The following is a 19,041-nucleotide window of genomic DNA, read 5'->3' as shown; positions in this document are numbered from 1 at the left end:
TCGTTTCGCCTTGCCCGCACGCAGTCGCCCACGTATCGAAAAGACTACCATGGTCTTCTCGAAAATTCAGCGAATTTGCGCACTACTACTCAGCATCAGCCTGCTCGGACTGTTCGCTGGTTGCGCACGCAAAACGACCAATATTGAGGCGGGGAACCGAGACCAAGAACTCTTCATTGGCCTAGGCACCGAACCCTCGGCGCTCGACCCACACATTACCACAGGGCTCACGGAATACTCGGTGATGGTCGCCTTCTTAGAAGGCCTCACCACATTGAATGCCAAGACGATGGCTCCGGAACCTGGCGCCGCACAATCGTGGAAAGTTTCCGAAGACGGCCTCACCTATACTTTTAAGCTCGACCCGAATGGGCGCTGGTCCAACGGCGAGCCAGTGACTGCTCAAGACTTCCTATTCTCTTTCGAGCGTATCCTCACCCCACTGCTCGGCGCACCCTATGCGTATATGCTCTACCCGATGCGCGGAGCCGAGGCGTTTAATACAGGCGAGCTCACCGACTTCTCAGAGGTCGGCGCACACGCACCAGACGCCAATACGCTCGTGATCGAGCTATCAACACCGACCCCCTACTTCCTCAGCTTGCTCGCACATAACACATGGTGGCCCGTGCATCCGCCAACGATTCTGAAGCATGGCTCGATGACCGACCGTATCTCCAAATGGACCAAGGCAGGAAACTTCGTCGGCAACGGTCCCTTTCAGCTCACCAGCTGGAAACTCAACAACGAGATCTACGCCACCCGCAACCCACACTACCGCGATCCAGCGAGTGTGCAGCTCAATGGTATTCATTTCCTACCGATCAATCCCCAAGCCGAAGAACGCTCCTTCCGCAAAGGACATCTCCACGTTTCCAGCACCGTGCCGATTCATCGACTCGATTGGTATCGCGAGCATCAACCAGACAGCCTGCGCTTCGATACCACGCTTGGCGTCTACTACTACATGCTCAATACCGCGCATGGCGCACTCGCTGATGTCCGTGTGCGCAAAGCCCTCGCCTACAGCATCAATCGCGAGAAAATCACCGAACACATTTTGCGCGCGGGCCAACAACCAGCCTACCACTTCACCCCGCCCAACACCGGTGGCTACAATGCCGAAGCGCGACTGCCCTACGATCCCGAACTCGCGCGACAACTGCTCGCCGAAGCAGGCTTTCCCGAAGGCAAAGGTTTCCCGAAGTTCGAACTACTCTACAACACCAGCGAATCCCACCGCGCACTCGCCGTCGCCATTCAACAAATGTGGAAAAGCGAGTTGGGCATCGAGATCGAGCTACACAACCAAGAATGGAAGGCCTACCTCTCTACTCGCGAGGCAGGCGAATTCGACATTTTACGTGCCTCATGGTTTGGCGATTACGACGACCCCAACACCTTCCTCAGCCTAGGCGAAACCGAGAACGGCAACAACCACACGAACTGGAGTAGCGCCGAATATGACCGCCTGATTACTCTAGCCGCTCACACACCAGATATCGAAGCGCGCAAAGCGATATTCCAAAAAGCCGAAGCACTGCTGCTCGATGAAATGCCAGTCATCCCGCTCTACTTTTACGTCACCAGCCGCTTGATCGCACCCTCCGTGCAAGGCTGGTATCCTAGCCTACTCGACAACCATCCCTACCAAGCGATCTCGTTGAACGTCGAACATCCAACGTCGAACGCTCAACCTCAGAATTAAGTCACATTTTCCACATTCCTAATTCCTAATTCCTAATTCTCCCCGTGCTCACCCTCATCGCCAGACGTTTACTCCAAGCCATCCCCACATTGTGGGTCGTGGCCACAGTCACGTTTGTGCTCTTGCGCTTCGCGCCAGGTGGCCCCTTTGACGACGAGAAAAAACTGCCGCCTGAGATTAAAGAACAGATCGAAGCGCACTACGGACTGAACCAACCGCTTTACCAGCAATACTACCATTTCTTCGTCAATCTATTCAAAGGCGACCTCGGCCCCTCCTACAAATACCCAGGTTGGGATGTGCAAGAGATCATTGCACAATCCTTCCCGGTTTCATTGGAACTCGGGCTCTGGGCGCTGCTCATCGCATTGGCACTTGGCATCCCCATCGGCACCATCGCAGCGCTCAAACATAACAAGCCCGCCGAAACCGGACTGATGGGCGTCGCAATGATTGGCATTTGCCTGCCGTCCTTTGTCATCGGCCCGATCCTGCTGATGGTCTTCAGCCTTCACTTAGGTTGGTTCAATCCACTGGGCTGGAGCTATGCCAGCGACCGCGTGCTGCCTGCAGTTACACTCGGCCTATTCTATGCCGCCTACATCGCACGCCTCTCACGCAGCGGCATGCTCGATGTCATGAAGCACGACTACATCCGCACCGCGCGCGCCAAAGGACTGAAAGAGGGAGCGGTCGTCATGCGGCACGCACTGCGCACTGCGTTGTATCCGGTTGTTGCATACATGGGGCCAGCGGCTGCCGGGTTGATTAGCGGATCTTTTGTGGTCGAAACGATTTTCTTCATTCCCGGCCTCGGGCCGTTTTTCGTCAATGCCGCGCTCAATCGTGATTATACCATGGTCATGGGCACGGTGCTTTTCTACGCGACCTTGATCATCGGCTTCAACTTGCTCGTCGACATCATCCAAATGTGGCTCAACCCAAGGACACGTAATGATTAAGCAACGACGCGAAGCAGCGGCGAGCTCAGTCGCCTCGAAATCCTTAGGCCAAGACGCATGGGATCGGCTCAAGCATAACCGCATGGCACAGATTGGTGGCACGATCTTCATCTGTATCACACTACTCTGCTTAATCGGCCCGTCACTGAGTAGCTATAGTTTCGACCAGCAAGACCTCGCCTATGGCGCGCAAGGCCCGTCGGCCGAGCACTGGTTCGGCACAGACGACCTCGGCCGCGATCTGATGGTGCGCATTTTCACTGGCGGTCAAATCTCCATCGGTGTCGGCTTCGCCGCGACGCTCATCGCACTCATCATCGGGGTCAGCTACGGAGCATTCGCGGGCTACCGCGGCGGTGCGACTGAAGCCGCTATGATGCGCTTTGTCGATGCCGTCTATGCGCTCCCATTTACGATGATGGTCATTATCCTGACCGTCACCTTCGACAAAAAGAGCATCTTTCTCATTTTCATGGCCATTGGTGCGGTCGAATGGTTAACGATGGCTCGTATCGTGCGTGGTCAAACACGCGCACTACGCAAACAAACCTTTGTCGACGCAGCCATCGTCAGTGGCGCCAAGCAAAGCCATATTCTGTTGCGACACATCCTGCCCAACCTACTCGGCCCCGTAATCGTCTATACCACGTTGACGATTCCCGCAGTCATCCTCCTTGAGTCAGTCCTCAGTTTCCTCGGGCTCGGCGTGCAACCTCCAATGAGTTCATGGGGCATCCTCATCAGTGATGGTGCTGAAAAAATCGACATCTACCCGTGGATGCTTTTCTTCCCAGCGCTCTTTTTCTCACTCACGATCTTCTCGCTCAACTTCATCGGCGATGGGCTGCGCGACGCGCTCGACCCCAAAGAGTCAAAGTAGTGACGAAATGAATACACCGTCAATCTGTCCTCATTTGCCACAGCCAGATGCACACATGACGCATCGCTGCTTAACCGAGCTGAAAGGTGCCGATCGCGAGGTCTTCTACCACACGGCCCTCAAATATGGGCACACCCTCTGGCTGCAAGGTCACGCAGGGCGCAGCATTTTAGCAATCACACGGGCGCTCTATGCGGACGTCCCTGAAGGCGCTGTCATCCTAAAGGACTGGGCGCTCCCCTACGCCGCGCTGTATTGGATCGCCTCCAATCACCAAAGCGATGACTTCCCAGGCAATCCACGCATCAGCTTTCAACATCAAGCGACACGTCTACGCGGTGAGCGCCAAGCACTACGCCGTGCCCGTGCATGGGCGGTGTGGGCACTCATTTGCAAAGCCAGACCATCTCTACTTGGAGATCCGACACAAGGCATCGAAGAACCGGATCTTCACACGATCAAAGCGGAACTCGGATGCATCGGACATTCCAACGAAGTCGCAGTCTGGCAAGCTGCACTGGCGGAGTCGTAGGGATGTTGCTTGCGACACCCGCGAGTGTGGTAGGCGTTACAAAACTTCGCGTGCGGGTGGCCTTTGCGCGGTCTTCGCAAGCAAAGCCCCTACGTTCGTAGTCCTTGCCACAAAAAAGGCCGGAGCTCGCAATGCGAAGTCCGGCCTTTAGAATATTTAAAGAAATCGACTAAATGTGGATCGCTTCGCCGAAGACGGCTGCTGCGGCTTCCATCGTCGCTTCACTGAGCGTCGGGTGTGCGTGGATCGTGTTGTGAATCTCTTCGGCAGTCGCCTCAAGCTTCTTACCGAGGCAGTATTCACCGATCATCTCAGTCGCATCGCCACCGACGATGTGTGCGCCGAGGATTTCGCCATACTCTTCACAGACAAGCAATTTCACGAAGCCTTCAGGTGCACCAGAAGCAACAGCCTTACCGGATGCCATGAATGGAAATTTTCCGACCTTATATTTAACGCCTTCTTCCTTAAGCTTTTTCTCAGTCTTACCAATCGAAGCGACTTGAGGAATGCAATACGTGCAACCTGGGAAATCAGTGACCTGCTTTGCTTGACCATGACCGAACATACCTTGCACCGCTTGGATCGCTTCATAAGTCGCAACGTGCGCGAGCCAAGGCGGCCCGATGATGTCGCCCGCAGCGTAGATGCCCTTGACGGATGATTCGTAGTTGGCATCGACTGTAATGTAGCCGCGATCTTGCGCGAGCTTAGTGCGCGGAGAAAGCAGACCAGCCGTATTCGCCACGACACCAATCGCGATCAACACCGCATCTACAGTGATGGACTCAGTCTTGTCTCCCTTAACGAGATCCATCTTTACGTTGTTTTTCGCAACCTTGATGTTTTGCACCGCGGTGGAAGTGCGGCAATCGATGCCCGACTTCTTAAACTCTTTTTCAACCACTGCAGCGACTTCGTGGTCTTCGACTGGAAGCACTTGATCGAGCATCTCGACCAATGTAACCTTCGTGCCGAACGCATTGAGGAAATACGCAAACTCAGCACCGATCGCACCTGCGCCAACGATCACGATGGACTTCGGCTGTGTCTTCATCTCCAGCGCTTGGCGGGAGGTCATGATGCGTTCGCCATCGACTTCGAGATCAGGCAGTTGGCGTGGCTTACAGCCAGTCGCGATGAGCGTCTTATCAGTGACAAGGATCTTACCCTTATCCGGCCCGTCAGTGACTTCGACCATTCCTGGGACAGTAATCGTGCCGACACCCTTGATGTAATCGACCTTGTTCTTCTTGAAGAGGAACTCGATGCCTTTCGCCATCGTAGAGGAGACTCCACGAGAGCGCTGAATGATCTTAGTAAAGTCATACGAAGCACCCTTCACTGTGATACCGAAGTCTTCACAATGATTGATCTTATTAAAGAGTTCGGCGCTTTTCAGCAATGCCTTGGACGGGATGCATCCCCAATTCAAGCAAGTGCCACCTGGGCGCTCCTGCTCAACACAGGCGACTTTTTTACCGAGTTGCCCCGCGCGAATGGCTGCCGCGTAACCAGCGGGGCCACCGCCGATCACTACGAGATCGTATTTTGAGTTAGTTGACATAAATTGGTAATTTGAAAGTTACTAGAAATAATGCCGCAAGAGCGGCGATCCTCGAAACGCACGAGAAGAAAACAGAGGAGTCACCTGTCGTCAATGCCGCGCCGAAATTCTTGGGTGCACTAAATGTCGATGACATCGTCATCATTCTCGATGACTGGCTTAGCCCGACGTGGCTCGGCTCGACCGCGAGGCTGCGCACCAGCGTTCTGCGTAGGCGTAGGCCCGACGCGCCCCACGTTTATATTCACGCGACGGCGTTGATTTGGACTACCAAAGAGCAACGTCGCCATACCACTAGTGATGCTGACGACCAATGCGCCCCAAAGCGCACTACCGAAACTGTCGACGTGAAACCCGCTAACGAGCGCTGCGACAAATAGGAAGAGCAAAGCGTTAATCACCCATATCCCGATCCCGAAAGTCAAAATAATGAACGGCAACGAGAAGAGCATGAGCAATGGCTTAATAAAGACATTACACGCGCTGAGCAGGATCACGACGATGATCAGCGCTTCACGACTGTCATAGTGTATCCCTGAGGCCGTATTTGATGCAATCAGGACGCCGAATGCTACGACGACCCAACTTTTGAGCATTTGCTTAAAATCCATGCCTACTTAGTTCGCCGAATCTGCGTTTGGTTCCGGCGTGTCCATCGCTATTGTATAACGAAAGCTGTGAGTCACCAGTTCTTTGCTGTCGGCCTGCTCCAAACTAAGATAGACCATAAAAAGGTGCGGTGGCTTTACAATTCCAGCACTTCCTAGGCCTGCGTCGCCACTTACGGGTGATAGCCCAAAGAAATCCCGAATCTTAGGCTGCCCTTTCAGGCGGACTGAGCCTCCGGTCGACTCTGGCTCAGCAATGAGACCATTTTCATCGATCCAGTAAACGCGCATTCTATTACCAACAATCCGAAAATTGATAGCAGTCTGATCATCGCGCTCGATGTAATAGCCCTGCGTGGACGGTAATTCTCCCACCTCATAGGGTGGCTCAGAAATCTCGGTGGGAATGACTATTTCCACGGCGGAAACCTCAGGTTTAGTCTCGTCCGCAACTAACGAAAGGCACAGGGCATAGGCAGAAAACACAAAACAGGAGGTAATATTTCTTAATTTCATAGGCTTTAATATAGTGATAATAGCACAGAGATCAATCCTGCTCAGTGCCATCTCGGCGCTGAATCTCCGCTTTAAGTTTTTTTAACTGTTCTAGGCGTTGAGCCGTAGCAGCTTCCGCACCCGAATGGCCGGGCACATAAAACTGTTGTGGCTGTAACATAAACTCCTGACCGGAGACTCCCGAGGGATAATCGTGACTGTAACGATAGCCGTCGCCATGCCCAAGCGCCTTGTTTGTCTTAGTATGTGCATCGCGCAACCAGAGCGGAACCGCTTGAATCGGACTGTCTCGTAGCGACTTTTTGACTGCATGCATCGCACGCGTCACCGAGTTACTTTTTGGCGAAGTCGCCAAATACAGCACCGCATGCGCTAGATTATACTCACACTCAGGCATACCGACTTTCTCTGCCGCCTCAAATGCCGCCACGGCCACCGTCAGTGCGTGAGAATTTGCCAGCCCCACGTCCTCTGAGGCTAAAATCGTCAGGCGTCGCGCGATATAACGTGGATCTTCCCCGCCCTGCAGCATTTTAAAGGTCCAATAGAGCGCCGCATCCGGATCGGAACCGCGAATACTCTTAATCATGGCCGAAGCATGATCGTAATGCTCATCCTCGTCCCGATCATAGCGAATCTGACGCTCGCGGGCAAAGACCTCCACCGCATCGGCGTCGATATGCGAGCCGAGGGGCTGGCTGAGCACCAGTGTTTCCATCGCATTGAGCGCTCGGCGTAAATCGCCTCCAGAAAAGTCAGCCACAGCCTGATAGACGGCTGCATCAGCCGTGCAACGATGTGTGCCCAAGCCACGTTCGGCATCCAACAACGCGCGCTCCAGCACCGTCGCAACCGACTCAACGTCCACTGGCTCTAGTCGAAACAAATGGCTACGACTCAATAGCGGTGGGTTCACATAAAACCCGGGATTGTGCGTCGTTGCGCCGATCAGCCGAATGTTACCCGCTTCGACGTCGGGCAGGAGTAAGTCCTGTTGCGATTTATTAAAGCGGTGAATCTCATCGATGAAGAGAATCGTGCGTTTATCTGGCTCGTAGCGTGCCATGCGCAGGATATCACGCATTTCGGCCACATTCGAGAGCACCGCGTTAATCCGCACAAACTTACTCTGCGTCTCAGCAGCGATCACCTCAGCCATCGAGGTCTTACCGCAGCCCGGAGGGCCATAAAAAATTAAACTACCAAAGTTATCTGCCTGAATCAGACGCGGCAGCAAGCAGCCATCGCCGACAATATGATCCTGCCCGATGATTTCACTAAGATTCTGCGGACGCATTCGCACCGCCAAGGGGCGCAGCACCGAGCCTTCGGGAGCGTCCTTCTCGGCATCAAAAAAGCCGGCCTGTTCAATATTTGCAGACATCGCAGCTACCATCTGCAGCACAACGCAGCCTTGCAAGTTAGAACGCAAAGGAACACATTCACACTAACACGAGCGCCCTGCCCCCATACCCCAATGCAAGCAACGACTACAGCCAGAGCGCCACTGCTAGCGCTACTCATAGGACTGGTGCTCGGCCTCATTCTGGCACGTCATATCGACGCCCCGCTGCCACTGCTCCTCTCTGCTGCGCTGCTCGGGAGCATTGCGACGCTCTTACTCACACGCACCCAAAGGCTCCGCAAACTATGGATGCTGTGCTTCATCATCAGTTCGGTCTACTGCTTCTGGGCGTATGGGCACATTCGCCTCCCATCGACACCACCCCCCGATCATTTGGCGATGCCGGAACGCGAAGCACAGCTATCCCTTGAAATCGTGCGCATCATGCATCTCGGCGAGCGCTACGGTCAGCCAAGCGGAATCGCTCGCGTCCTCACTGCTCCCACTACCAGCCGCATGCATCCGGGTGACCAGGTCTACTTTAGAATGAAGTTGCGCACAGAAGCGGAGCCCGAAGATGAATCGGCACTCAACTTCCAGCGTGGATTACAGCTGCAAACCACTGGCGTGCTTACCCCGATCCAACCGCCAGCGAAGCACGCGGACGGCAACGATTTCGAATCCTACCTCAAAGATATTGGCGTGCATTACCGCTTCGATCGAACTGGTAAGCTCCACACCCTCCGTGAACCAGCAGCCTTTGATCAATTCTGCACGACGATGAATGAGCGCTTTCAGGAAACACTCCGCCTCGGCGCACCCCCCGAATCCGAACTACCGAATGTTTACGTCGCCATGCTGCTCGGGCGTAAAATCGAGCTCACCAAAGCACAAATAGAGCGCTACCGCATGACCGGCACCATGCACTTTTTCGCCATCAGCGGTCTACATATCGGCGTGATCGCAGCGGTGATTGCGCAATTTCTACTCCTGATTCGTGTGCCGCAGGTGCTGCGGCCATTCATCGGACTGCCACTCCTCTACTTGTATGTTGAAATCACGGGCAGTTCGCCCTCGGCCATGCGCGCCTTCCAAATGGCGACTTTTTTCTGGCTCAGTTACGCCCTTCGACGGCAACGTTCGCCCTTTGCGGCCTTGATTGCCTCGGCGGTCTTCGTGCTGATGATCAATCCGAACCAGCTCTGGAGCCTCGGATTTCAACTATCCTACACGGTCGTTGCTAGCATTTTACTATTCGGTCTGCCGCTGCACGAACGCTTAACACGCCACTTTCACCCCTACCGCTGGCTACCGGAAGAGGATTGGAACCGCCGCCAACGCGCCTTTGCCTTTTTGGTCGATAAAGTGCTTATGCTCTTTGCTATCAGCTTTTCTGCATGGCTGGCCAGCACTCCGCTCAGTGCAGGACTTTTCGAATTCATCGCTCCTGGTGCGATCCTGCTGAATATGCTACTTGTCAATTTGGTCGCCATCGCGATCAGCGGCGGGGTGATCTCACTCGCCTGTGCCACTGCACTCATGCCGCCGGTGGCCGAATTCCTTAACCACTCCGCGTGGGTCGTCATCTACCTGATGGATAAATCTGTAATCTTTTGTGCACAAATCCCCGGAGCCATTTTACCGAGCGAAGGATTTCCGCCCTCACTGAGCTACGCCTCACTGGCCGCCTACTTCACCGCACTCCTATGGTTCCACCATCGCTCGGAGCGATTGCACAGCCGTGCCGCTATGTGGCTCCCGCCACTGGTGATCATCAGCGCCGTTGGAGCAGGCCTACTGACACAGTAAAAGCGGCACCCTGACGCTTTATTAACTTAAAAAGAGAAGTTAGAAGGCAGTAGTTAGGAGCTGAATATCAGTGTTTTATGAAGAATCTTCGATTCGCCAAATTGGCAGCAGCGAATACGTTTGTAAGAGTTTCATCACCAAGGATTAACTTCTGACTCCTAGCTTCTAACTCCTGAATCTAGGATTAACAACACGCCTCTAAACACAAAAAAACAAAGCCCACTGCAAGACGCAGTGGGCTTTGTTGAAATTGAGATCTGAGATTAACTCGCGTCTTAGCGACGGCGAGAGAACTTGTTCTGGAACTTCTCGACGCGACCAGCGGTATCGACGAAACGCTTCTCACCAGTGAAGGCAGGGTGCGAATCGGCAGTAATGTCGCAAATTACCACTTGGTAATCAACGCCATCGATTGTTTCAGTCTTGCTACCACGCATAGTGGAGCGAGTCAGATATTTAGTGCCTGTCGAGACATCGACGAATGCAACAGGATTGAGCTTTGGATGAATATCAGCTTTCACGGTAAAGTCCTAAAGGTTTGAGCTATCCCTGACGCGCTTTAAAGCGAGGGTTAGACTTGCAGATTACGTAAACACGACCCTTGCGACGAACTACTTGACAGTCCGGGTGACGGTTTTTGAGAGATTTGATTGAAGATACAACTTTCATAACAAGAAAAGAGAGAATTGGAGAAAAAAAGGTCGAGGCTTCTTCCTGTCAATGGCAAACGCGGAAATAAGCCTGTTAATTTCAATTCACCGACGGATCGTCTGGTTCCTCAGCGAGCAAGCGCATCTCAGGGCCGACTTGAGATAAAATCGAGCGCCAAGCCGGATCCCCCTCCTCATTTTCGATATCAGGGTTTAAGGGGGATACCACCCAAGAGTCCGCCTCTATTTCACCTTCGAGCTGACCTTCGCCCCATCCGGAGTGGCCAATAAACCCCCGCAGTTCGAAATGAGGGTCATCCAGTAGGATTTGGCGCGCCTTCGCCTCATCAATCCCGAAATACAGTTTAAATGTGCCATCCTCTCCAGACCACTTCCAAGCAACCAGAATCATCTGATCGCACGCAACTGGCCCGCCTACATAAAGCGGCACATCAGCGAACTCAGAGCCAGCAAGCTCAGAATCATACTGCCCCAGGGTCTGATGCAGCGGACGGTTCACGATCACTCCTAAAGACCCCTCGCCCGAATGCGCAGTCAATAACACGACAGTGCGTTTAAATTGCGGATCTAACAACGAAGGGTGCGCCACCAACAAAGAACCAGCAAGATGCTGCTCCTCATCACTCTGACGATCATCTGGATTAAAACGCATAATACGACTTAAACTACAACTGCCCGAGGCGAACCCCGCTCTCAGTTAGAATCTCTTTCACCAACTCATCATTACGATAATCGCGGTGATACTTGATGCAACTGATCCCTGCTGCCGCGAGGATTTTGGCACAATTAATACACGGGAAATGCGTAATATACACCGTAGCGCCTTCAAGCGATACACCGCGCCGCGCTGCATCGCAAATCGCATTTTGCTCGGCATGCACCGTCGCCTGCTCATGCCCATCACGCACACGCGACGCATGCGGTGCACCAGGTAAAAAGCCATTATACCCGGCCGCGATGATACGGTTCTTCTGCGAACCTCCCGAAACGATTACACAGCCCACATGCAAACGCTCACAACTAGAGCGCGAAGCCATCAGCAGCGCAGTCGCCATAAAATAAGCATCCCACGACGGGCGCTCGACCCACGATTCAGTTAAGGTCTCCAATTGGCTCAACATCGTAGATTCGGAAGGCTCAGGAGCATCAGATGACTGAGATTCGTTACACATAATAGATTCATTTATTGCTCAGATTGCCGTATCCGCAATCGTGAAGTTAACGAAGACAGGCAACTACCAAGGAAAGACCTTCACAGCCAGATACCCCTTCGGCAACAAGCCCTGCACCTCCGGAGTGCGCAACCATTTCAGCGCAGCGAGGTCAAACGCCTCATTCCCAGATGACTGCCCCAGCGTCGGTGCACTTAACGCCGCGCCACTCCCAGACATACGTATATAATACAGAACAGGCCGCGCCACTGGCGATGCGGTCGTGTAATCCAGCATCGCAGGAATCGAGATCGGTTGTAGCGACGGCTGCCCCACGATAGACACCTCGGCCAGTGGCGGCTCATCCGCAAATGCCTCCACTCGCTCCGCAGACTCCGCAAACCCAGAGAAGAAGCGCCAAAACCGTGACGCCAATAAATCTAGAGGATCATCGACCTGCTCCCCCTCAACCACAAGAAAGCTCGAGGGTTGCAACTCAAGCTGCAGCTCAATGTTCGGCTCAAACTCTGGGAATTGCTCACGCAGCACATCCCCGGACTCCACAAAAGTCAGCTGAGAGGCATTCCAATGAGTTGGAATAAACAATGGTGCGGAATCAAACAACTCAGCTTGTTCCTCCAACTCGAGGTCACTCGCCAAGGAACCAGCCGAAACATACTCCACATAAGGTCGCGCCTCTGCTCTATCCGGCAACGGACTAGAGATCACACGAAAGATCAAGAACCCAGCAAGGTGTAGCGCCACTCCAAACAACAACCCGACACACAACAGCGGTGAGATCAGTTTCTGCGAGCGATGCGTCGCACTCGAGGGTTGCTGAGTCGCGTTCGGCATCACAACACAGGAAACACTAGATTACTCCCCTGTTGCAGCGTATCTCCAGGGATCAGATCCAGAGGTTCCTCCACCTGGTCGCCCGCAATTTGCACCTCATCAAACCCAGCAACCTGAGCCATGCGGCAGAGATCCAAAAACAACTGTAACTCCATCGAAGCCTCTGCTTTTACCAACAAGACAGACACCTGCTCGTCGCGATCCTCCAAGTGCTTTCGAAATGCTCGCTCAATCGAACCGTGCTCATACACACTTCCCGCAAAAAACAGCATGCCTTGGTTGCCAATAGTCAACACCGCGACCTCCGAAGCATCATGCTGCATGCGCAACTCCGTCTCCGGCAGATTCACTCGGACACCAGGCAGCATGACAAATCGCGTAAACAACAGACTGATCAACAGCGCCAACAACATCAGATCCAGCACTGGAATAAAATCTACCTTAATTTCTGGACGCTTCAATCGCTCCAGCAAGCCGAATGACGCGGTAAACTCCCCCACAGGAGCAGCGAGATCGATCCCGCTCTTCTCTTCATGCGCACTCATGCGTTATGCGTCTCCCCCTTCAATCGGTGTTGACTCTTTCTCAGCCTCAACCGTCAAAAATTCGTGGATATTGTGCCCAACCCACTCGAAGTCATGCACCAGAGCACGCACGCGACCACAGAGGAAGTGATGCGCCAAAGTCGCCATCACCGCGATTGCTAGCCCCGAAGCCGAGGTAATCAACGCCTCTGCCAATAACCGACTAAACTCGCCACTATTTCCATTCGCAGCCTCGAGGTGATAGAGCGCCTGAAGCGCAGCAATCACAGTGCCCAAAAAACCCAACAACGGCGCCACCCGCGCCAAGGCAGCAATAGTGCCAATTCGCCGCTCTAACACAGGAATCTCAACAATCGCAGCCGACTGAATCGCCGAGCGGATACTCGCACTGGATTCACCATAATGCAGCAAAGCAGACTTCACAATACGCGCCATCGGCCCTGGCGTATCCTCGCAGAGCGTCAACGCCTCAACTAGGCGCTTCTTACTCACCAAGTTCTTAATACCACTCAGGAAATCCTCTGTGCCGACCTGCCCCTTATGCAGAAATAACGCGCGCTCAATAAATAACACAAAGCCCAATAGGCTGACGAAGAGCAGCGGATACATGACTGGTCCGCCCTGAAGAATGAATGTATGTTGCAAGTAATCCATGAAATGATTTTTTCTAAAATGATAGCAGTCGCCCTACTCTTCGACCACTGGTAATCGGTTCGCACGCGACTGCGCAAGATTTCGACCAGGAAGATTATAAGCCACCATTTTCCGGTAAACACGACGCGCCTCCGCCAGTTCACCGCTCGCCTCGAGGCCAGCTCCCAGCTCCAATAATGCCCGCGACATCCAGTAACGACCAGTCCGCCCCAAGCGCGTCGCATTCTCACCATCGAGCAAAAAGTTGCTGGCGATGAGCGTAAAAATCTTCTGCGCCTCTGCCAAGGCACCACGCTGCATCAACGCAAAGCCCCACTTGTAGCCCACCTCTGCCTGAAAGTCGATTGGCAGGTTCGGCATATCCATTAGGCGTTCCAACGCCAAGGCCACATCCTTCAACTGCTCGTCATTATCCTTGGCCAGCGCCAACATGCAGTCCGCACGCGATAACTCCGCCACATAACGACGTGCATGCTCGGGGAATGAATGGATCAAATCCTCATAAATGATTTGTGCACCAGCAAAGTCATTCATCAGCCGAAGTAAGTCCCCTTGCTTCAAGCGAGCCGCGAAATACAGCGAATCCGCTGGGTAGCGCACCGTCAGATCATGATGCACACGCACCGCCTCTGCAAAATGCTCTGGCCCGCGACGTTCACAATACAATGCCGCCTCGAACAATGCCTGCGAAGCCAATTCACTGGACTCATACAGCGAGGCCAACTTTAGCAACGTCGCTTGAGCCGCCTCAAAATCTCCAATCGATGCATGATAGTCCGCCTCTGTGATATACGAGCGCTCCGCAGCCGAACTCTCAGCATATCCTGTGCGCAAACTGCTTAAGACTTCCATGCCTGCCGTCGACTCACCAGACCCCATCAAGATGTCAGCCTGCAACAGCAACACCTCGGTGCGCAATAACCGCACCTCGGCTGGACTAGGGTCCTCAGCATTCTCTGGTAGAGAAATAATTCGTGCCAACAGCTGATCAACTCGCTCCAGCACCCCCTCGGTATCACCGGCCATTAATGCCAACCGCGCCTCTAGCCAGCGCAGGCGTAATTCCAACGCAGTCGACACCGATTTCACACTATTATCTCCCAGTATTAAGCGCACACGGTTCAATGCCGCCTCCAATTCACCAGCAGATTGCAAGGCCAGAGCAACATTCCACTCCGCCCGCCACCGATCCGCAGGCGCCACAGTCCCACTAAAATCCGCCTCATCGATTTGCTGTAAGGCCGCCTCGATCTGACCACCTCTCACCTCCGCCGTGACTAAACGCAGAAAGAGTGCCCCATTATGATCCACGCCCACTCCCTTATAGCGCGCCGCTTGATAGAAATCGATTGCATTGCGGTAGTCATTATTCAGGAAATAACAATCACCGATCAATCGGTTCAGTATCTGGCGCGACTCGAGGCTCTCCGTTTGATCGCGCAATTGGATCAAGAAATCGGCCGCCGCACGATATTGAGCTGGCGTCCGTTGCAACGCCGCATACGCCAGCAAACGATACACATTCGTAATCTCGCTCAACCCCGGAAATTGCTCCAATAAGCGTCGTGCATCCTCCTCGGCCGCAGTCGTTTCGCCGCGAGCAAGCGAAAGCTGACTACGAATATAATACATCTGTCCCAACAGAGGGTGCGCCCCCGCCTGCAGCCTGGGATCCTGCCCTGGCCCGGGCATAAAACCATTGAGAAAATCAATCAACTCCGCCCGCTCCAACGAAGTGCTCGCACCCGCCAGCAACTGAAGCGCCACTGCCATCACATCACGATTCTTCCCCTCACGCACCAACGCCCGTAACGCATCACGGCCGCTCAAAGTATCCGCTCCATATAAAAGCCCTTTCAACAGCAACAACTGCTCGCGCTGACTACTGCCATAGCCAGAGCGCGCGTTTGCCAATTCTGCAGTAATCAACGCAATCGCTTCTTCGCTACGCCCTTGATTGTGAAGAATAATCGCATACTCTCGCACATAAGGATACGCCGCCGAAGTGCCCATCAGCAGTTCAAATTGCTCCCGCGCCGCCGCCGCATACTCCTCGCTTGAAGGCGTCCTTAAAATCTGCTCGCGCAGTAGCAAACTATCAAAAAACGCCCGCTGCGCCTCGGAAACCGACGCCGCCTTCGCTTTTCTAAAGGCCGGGGCCACCCTTGCCGGTCGCCCCGAAAGCTCAGCCCGCAAGCCTCGTAATAAGTATAACCAAGGAAGCTCTTCTGGTGGCAACTCAGACTCAGAGACCTTTGCAAGCGCACTGTTCAGAGTCTCTTGATCCACATTGCGCCCACTGCCATACGCGCACACCGCCAAATACAAATGATAGCGATCCCCCTGCTCCGCCTCTGGCACCTCAGTTAACACCGAGCGAGCCACCACAAAACGACGTTGCGCAATCAATGAAGCAGCCAGTTGCACCTGCAGCTTAGCCCTGTCCTCTGGAGCCACCCCCGGAACCTCTAGTAGTTCACGATACAAACCCTCCGCCAACACCGCAAGCCCCGCCCCTAGCGCACGACCCGCAGCATCCGCCTTCCATTCAAAAACAACCAGCTCATTCGTATCCAGCACATCCACCTGATCAGTGACCAACGGCGCTTGCCCATGCACAACAGGAACGAGCGCTCCAATTAAGAGCACTGCGAACGCACAGCGTCGTTTCAAACGAATAAAGACAGAAAAGTTAAACAACATCTAAGGGTGTGAATGACAAAGAGTCCCGCCACAGGTTGCAAAAGGATTTTCACCCGATTCGACAATTGCCGCAGCACTAAAATGGTGAGCCAACAGTGCAACACGCCTCGCAAGCGCGATGGTCACTCTGAGAACAGTTAAGCGTAAACCATGCGCGCGCACTGATCACAGAAATGTGGCTCGCCTGCATCCTGAGCGCCGCGAGAGACCTCATTCGAGACTCTCAAGTGACAGCCACCGCATTTATGTGCCTCTACCTTCGCTAAGAAAGGCGCACGCTTTACCATTTTCTTCACTCGGTCGTATTGCTGGAGATAGTCTGCATCAACGCCAACACGCGCGGCTTCAACTTCCGCCCGAGCCGCATCGACCGATGCTTGTAGATTCTGCTCCCGTTCAGTCAGCAGGGCGATTTCTTTACGTTGCTCTTCAATTCGAACCAAAATGACCGCTTTTTCGGCCTCAAATGCTTCTTTGACCGTGTCAATATCCAGCATCAACTCGATCTCGCGCTCTTCCAGCGATGAAATTTCAGCTTCAGTTTGCTCAATCTGATGTGTGAGCGCCTGATACTCGTCGTTCTTCTTCACCTCCACCTGCTGAGTGCGAAAACGCTGAAGTGCAGTCTCCTTCCCTTTAACTTCCAGATCTAAGTCCTTACGCTCGACCTCCTTAGCGATCAGCGATTGACGCGCGGCCTCAATATTCGCCTCTTCTTCCGCAATCGCAGACTCAACTGCCGCGCGCTCTATCGGTATTCGAGCAAGATCTTGCTCGATTTTTAGGAGCGATACGTCGCGATGTTGAACAATAAGGAGTTTTTCGATTTGCGGGTCGGCCATAAGATGAGATAACTCTTGTCTACTCAAAACTGCCTCCCTCTTAGGGCAACCTTAAAGACATGACGGACGACACTTCTCTCCAAGACCAAATCGACGATGCCACATTTGACTTCACAATGGGCGAAAGCGAGGCAGCACTCACCAAACTAGCGACACTTAGCGCCGCTCACCCGGATTCATTTGAAACCTGGCACGCCCTGACTGAAATCCACTTTTCGGAGGGGCACTACGACAATGCACTAGAAGCTGCAGAGAAAGCGCACGCACTGAAGCCGGACGACATTCACATCAACACCAGCCTCTCTCGAATCTGGGTCGAGCGCGGCGATAAAGACAAGGCAGAGCACTACGGCGCACAGGCACGAATGCTTGGCTGGAAAGACGAACTTAAATCACCCCCCGAGAAGGACGGCATTTAGCGGCATTGACAGCCGATAAATCGACCCGCTAAATCGACTACTATACAAACTACCATGGAAGACGTAACCTACACTCTTGAATTCGAAAAACCTCTGCGCGAGCTAGAGAAGCAACTCATCACCCTCAACCAGGTCTCGAAAGAATCGAAGGTCGATGTCAGCAGCGAAATCGCGACGATCGAAAAGAAGATCGAGCAGATGAAGGCCGACATCTACTCGGATCTCACCGCTTGGCAACGCGTGCAACTCTCGCGTCACCCGAAGCGCCCCTACTCACTCGATTATATCGAGCGTGTATTCACCGACTTCGAAGAACTGCACGGTGATCGCCGCTTTCGCGAAGACGCTGCAATCGTCGGCGGCCCTGCTTTTATTGACGGCAAGCCAGTCATGGTCATTGGCCAACAAAAAGGCCGCAACACACGAGAAAATTTACTCCGCAACTTCGGTTGCCCACACCCAGAAGGCTACCGTAAAGCGATGCGCCTCATGGAAATGGCAGAGAAATTCGACATGCCCATCGTGACTCTAGTCGACACGCCGGGCGCCTATCCAGGCATCGGCGCTGAAGAACGCCACGTCGCCGAAGCCATCGCGGTGAACATTCGCGATATGAGCGCACTCAAAGTGCCGATCGTCACCATCGTGATCGGCGAAGGCGGCTCTGGCGGGGCACTCGGCATCGCAGTGGCCGACGAAGTCATGATCTTTGAAAACGGCTACTACTCAGTGATATCACCAGAAGGTTGCGCAGCGATTCTCTGGAAGGACCGCGCGGCAGCACCACACGCAGCGGACGCACTGAAATTCAGCCCGACCCACCTCAAGGGTTTCGGCGTGGTGGATCGTATCTTGCCTGAGCCGACTGGCGGCGCTCATCGCGATCACGATGAAGCTGCAGCGACAATGAAGGCTGCGATCCTCGAAACACTGAAGAAGCTCGAGAAAAAGAGCCTCAAGAAGTTGCTCGACGACCGCTACGAAAAATTCCGCAAGCTCGGGGAATACGCAGATACAGCAGCGGCCTCGTAAGGCACAACCACTCTACTACTCAAATCCCCGTCAGGTAACTGACGGGGATTTTTTTGTGTTCATTTCGGGAGGGACGAGCTCCGCCTCGTCCTACAGAGTGCTGGTGCTGAGCGGCTGGGCTCGGCGGACGGCGCGGAGGCTGAGCTTTACCCATAAGTTGAGAATGTGTGAAGTTAGTGGTAAAAAAGCTCCTTCCCTGCGAAGGGAAGGAGCCATTGATTTCTAACTTCACGACTCTCTGA

General features: G+C 53.7%; 20 protein-coding genes. 7 read left to right on the top strand and 13 right to left on the bottom strand.

The features are described 5' to 3' along the window. Nucleotides 1-49 precede the first annotated feature (49 nt). Genes GZZ87_RS08190 through GZZ87_RS08175 form a run of 4 tightly spaced genes read left to right on the top strand, consistent with a single transcriptional unit; the run spans nt 50 to nt 4,082 of the window. Complete coding sequence (locus tag GZZ87_RS08190) at nt 50-1,708, top strand: peptide ABC transporter substrate-binding protein (protein WP_162027586.1); 1,659 nt, start codon at nt 50-52, stop codon at nt 1,706-1,708. 44 nt (nt 1,709-1,752) lie between these two features. After that, entirely contained in the window at nt 1,753-2,670 is a 918-nt protein-coding gene (locus GZZ87_RS08185; RefSeq protein ID WP_162027587.1) for an ABC transporter permease, read from the top strand. Then, a complete protein-coding gene (locus GZZ87_RS08180) occupies nt 2,663-3,550 on the top strand; it encodes an ABC transporter permease subunit (RefSeq protein ID WP_162027588.1) in 888 nt (295 codons plus the stop codon). Before GZZ87_RS08185 ends, GZZ87_RS08180 begins: the two co-directional genes overlap by 8 nt. Before the next feature lie 7 nt (nt 3,551-3,557). Next, nucleotides 3,558-4,082, top strand: a complete 525-nt coding sequence (locus tag GZZ87_RS08175) for a hypothetical protein (protein WP_162027589.1) — start codon at nt 3,558-3,560, stop codon at nt 4,080-4,082. Nucleotides 4,083-4,251: 169 nt separating this feature from the next. Here GZZ87_RS08175 and lpdA read toward each other — a convergent pair whose 3' ends face one another. From lpdA to GZZ87_RS08155, 4 genes are all read right to left on the bottom strand, one after another. Next, nucleotides 4,252-5,649: a dihydrolipoyl dehydrogenase gene (gene lpdA / locus GZZ87_RS08170; protein WP_162027590.1), complete on the bottom strand. Its 1,398-nt coding sequence runs from the start codon at nt 5,647-5,649 to the stop codon at nt 4,252-4,254. A gap of 119 nt (nt 5,650-5,768) precedes the next feature. Beyond that, nucleotides 5,769-6,260, bottom strand: a complete 492-nt coding sequence (locus tag GZZ87_RS08165; RefSeq protein ID WP_162027591.1) for a phage holin family protein — start codon at nt 6,258-6,260, stop codon at nt 5,769-5,771. Nucleotides 6,261-6,266: 6 nt separating this feature from the next. Next, nucleotides 6,267-6,677: a hypothetical protein gene (locus GZZ87_RS08160; protein ID WP_162027592.1), complete on the bottom strand. Its 411-nt coding sequence runs from the start codon at nt 6,675-6,677 to the stop codon at nt 6,267-6,269. 127 nt (nt 6,678-6,804) lie between these two features. Then, on the bottom strand, nt 6,805-8,157 hold the full coding sequence (locus tag GZZ87_RS08155; RefSeq protein ID WP_162027593.1) for a replication-associated recombination protein A: 1,353 nt from the start codon (nt 8,155-8,157) through the stop codon (nt 6,805-6,807). A gap of 93 nt (nt 8,158-8,250) precedes the next feature. Between GZZ87_RS08155 and GZZ87_RS08150 the strand changes: the two genes are divergently transcribed. After that, nucleotides 8,251-9,927 carry a ComEC/Rec2 family competence protein gene (locus tag GZZ87_RS08150; protein WP_162027594.1) on the top strand — a complete coding sequence of 559 codons (1,677 nt, stop codon included), beginning with the start codon at nt 8,251-8,253 and terminating at the stop codon, nt 9,925-9,927. A gap of 275 nt (nt 9,928-10,202) precedes the next feature. Here the strand turns inward: GZZ87_RS08150 and GZZ87_RS08145 are convergent, their stop codons facing one another. The 9 genes from GZZ87_RS08145 to GZZ87_RS08105 form a co-directional block, all read right to left on the bottom strand. Further along, nucleotides 10,203-10,448, bottom strand: coding sequence for a type B 50S ribosomal protein L31 (locus tag GZZ87_RS08145; RefSeq protein WP_162027595.1), 246 nt, complete (start codon nt 10,446-10,448; stop codon nt 10,203-10,205). 22 nt (nt 10,449-10,470) lie between these two features. Then, nucleotides 10,471-10,596, bottom strand: a complete 126-nt coding sequence (gene ykgO, locus GZZ87_RS08140) for a type B 50S ribosomal protein L36 (RefSeq protein WP_162027596.1) — start codon at nt 10,594-10,596, stop codon at nt 10,471-10,473. Nucleotides 10,597-10,677: 81 nt separating this feature from the next. Continuing rightward, on the bottom strand, nt 10,678-11,250 hold the full coding sequence (locus tag GZZ87_RS08135) for a YqgE/AlgH family protein (protein WP_162027597.1): 573 nt from the start codon (nt 11,248-11,250) through the stop codon (nt 10,678-10,680). 13 nt (nt 11,251-11,263) lie between these two features. Next, complete coding sequence (locus GZZ87_RS08130) at nt 11,264-11,719, bottom strand: cytidine/deoxycytidylate deaminase family protein (protein WP_162027712.1); 456 nt, start codon at nt 11,717-11,719, stop codon at nt 11,264-11,266. Nucleotides 11,720-11,833: 114 nt separating this feature from the next. Continuing rightward, nucleotides 11,834-12,604: a hypothetical protein gene (locus GZZ87_RS08125; protein WP_162027598.1), complete on the bottom strand. Its 771-nt coding sequence runs from the start codon at nt 12,602-12,604 to the stop codon at nt 11,834-11,836. Further along, nucleotides 12,604-13,149, bottom strand: a complete 546-nt coding sequence (locus tag GZZ87_RS08120) for a biopolymer transporter ExbD (protein ID WP_162027599.1) — start codon at nt 13,147-13,149, stop codon at nt 12,604-12,606. Before GZZ87_RS08120 ends, GZZ87_RS08125 begins: the two co-directional genes overlap by 1 nt. A 3-nt stretch (nt 13,150-13,152) precedes the next feature. Beyond that, nucleotides 13,153-13,803 (bottom strand): MotA/TolQ/ExbB proton channel family protein, encoded by a 651-nt coding sequence (locus GZZ87_RS08115; RefSeq protein WP_162027600.1) that lies wholly within the window; start codon nt 13,801-13,803, stop codon nt 13,153-13,155. A gap of 33 nt (nt 13,804-13,836) precedes the next feature. Then, nucleotides 13,837-16,506 (bottom strand): tetratricopeptide repeat protein, encoded by a 2,670-nt coding sequence (locus GZZ87_RS08110; RefSeq protein WP_162027601.1) that lies wholly within the window; start codon nt 16,504-16,506, stop codon nt 13,837-13,839. A 137-nt stretch (nt 16,507-16,643) separates the two neighbouring features. Beyond that, nucleotides 16,644-17,348 (bottom strand): hypothetical protein, encoded by a 705-nt coding sequence (locus GZZ87_RS08105; RefSeq protein ID WP_162027602.1) that lies wholly within the window; start codon nt 17,346-17,348, stop codon nt 16,644-16,646. Between the two features lie 59 nt (nt 17,349-17,407). On the opposite strand from GZZ87_RS08105, the gene GZZ87_RS08100 reads away from it, so the two are divergent. Together GZZ87_RS08100 and GZZ87_RS08095 are read left to right on the top strand one after the other, a co-directional pair. Continuing rightward, nucleotides 17,408-17,767 carry a tetratricopeptide repeat protein gene (locus GZZ87_RS08100; protein WP_162027603.1) on the top strand — a complete coding sequence of 120 codons (360 nt, stop codon included), beginning with the start codon at nt 17,408-17,410 and terminating at the stop codon, nt 17,765-17,767. Nucleotides 17,768-17,821: 54 nt separating this feature from the next. Continuing rightward, nucleotides 17,822-18,799, top strand: a complete 978-nt coding sequence (locus GZZ87_RS08095; protein ID WP_162027604.1) for an acetyl-CoA carboxylase carboxyltransferase subunit alpha — start codon at nt 17,822-17,824, stop codon at nt 18,797-18,799. Nucleotides 18,800-19,041 lie beyond the last annotated feature (242 nt).

Origin of the sequence: Lentimonas sp. CC4 (assembly GCF_902728235.1) — a bacterium.
Taxonomy (GTDB): Bacteria; Verrucomicrobiota; Verrucomicrobiia; order Opitutales; family Coraliomargaritaceae; genus Lentimonas.
The sequence above is the reverse complement of the archived record's forward strand: the minus strand, read 5'-3'. Positions and strand labels throughout refer to the sequence as shown.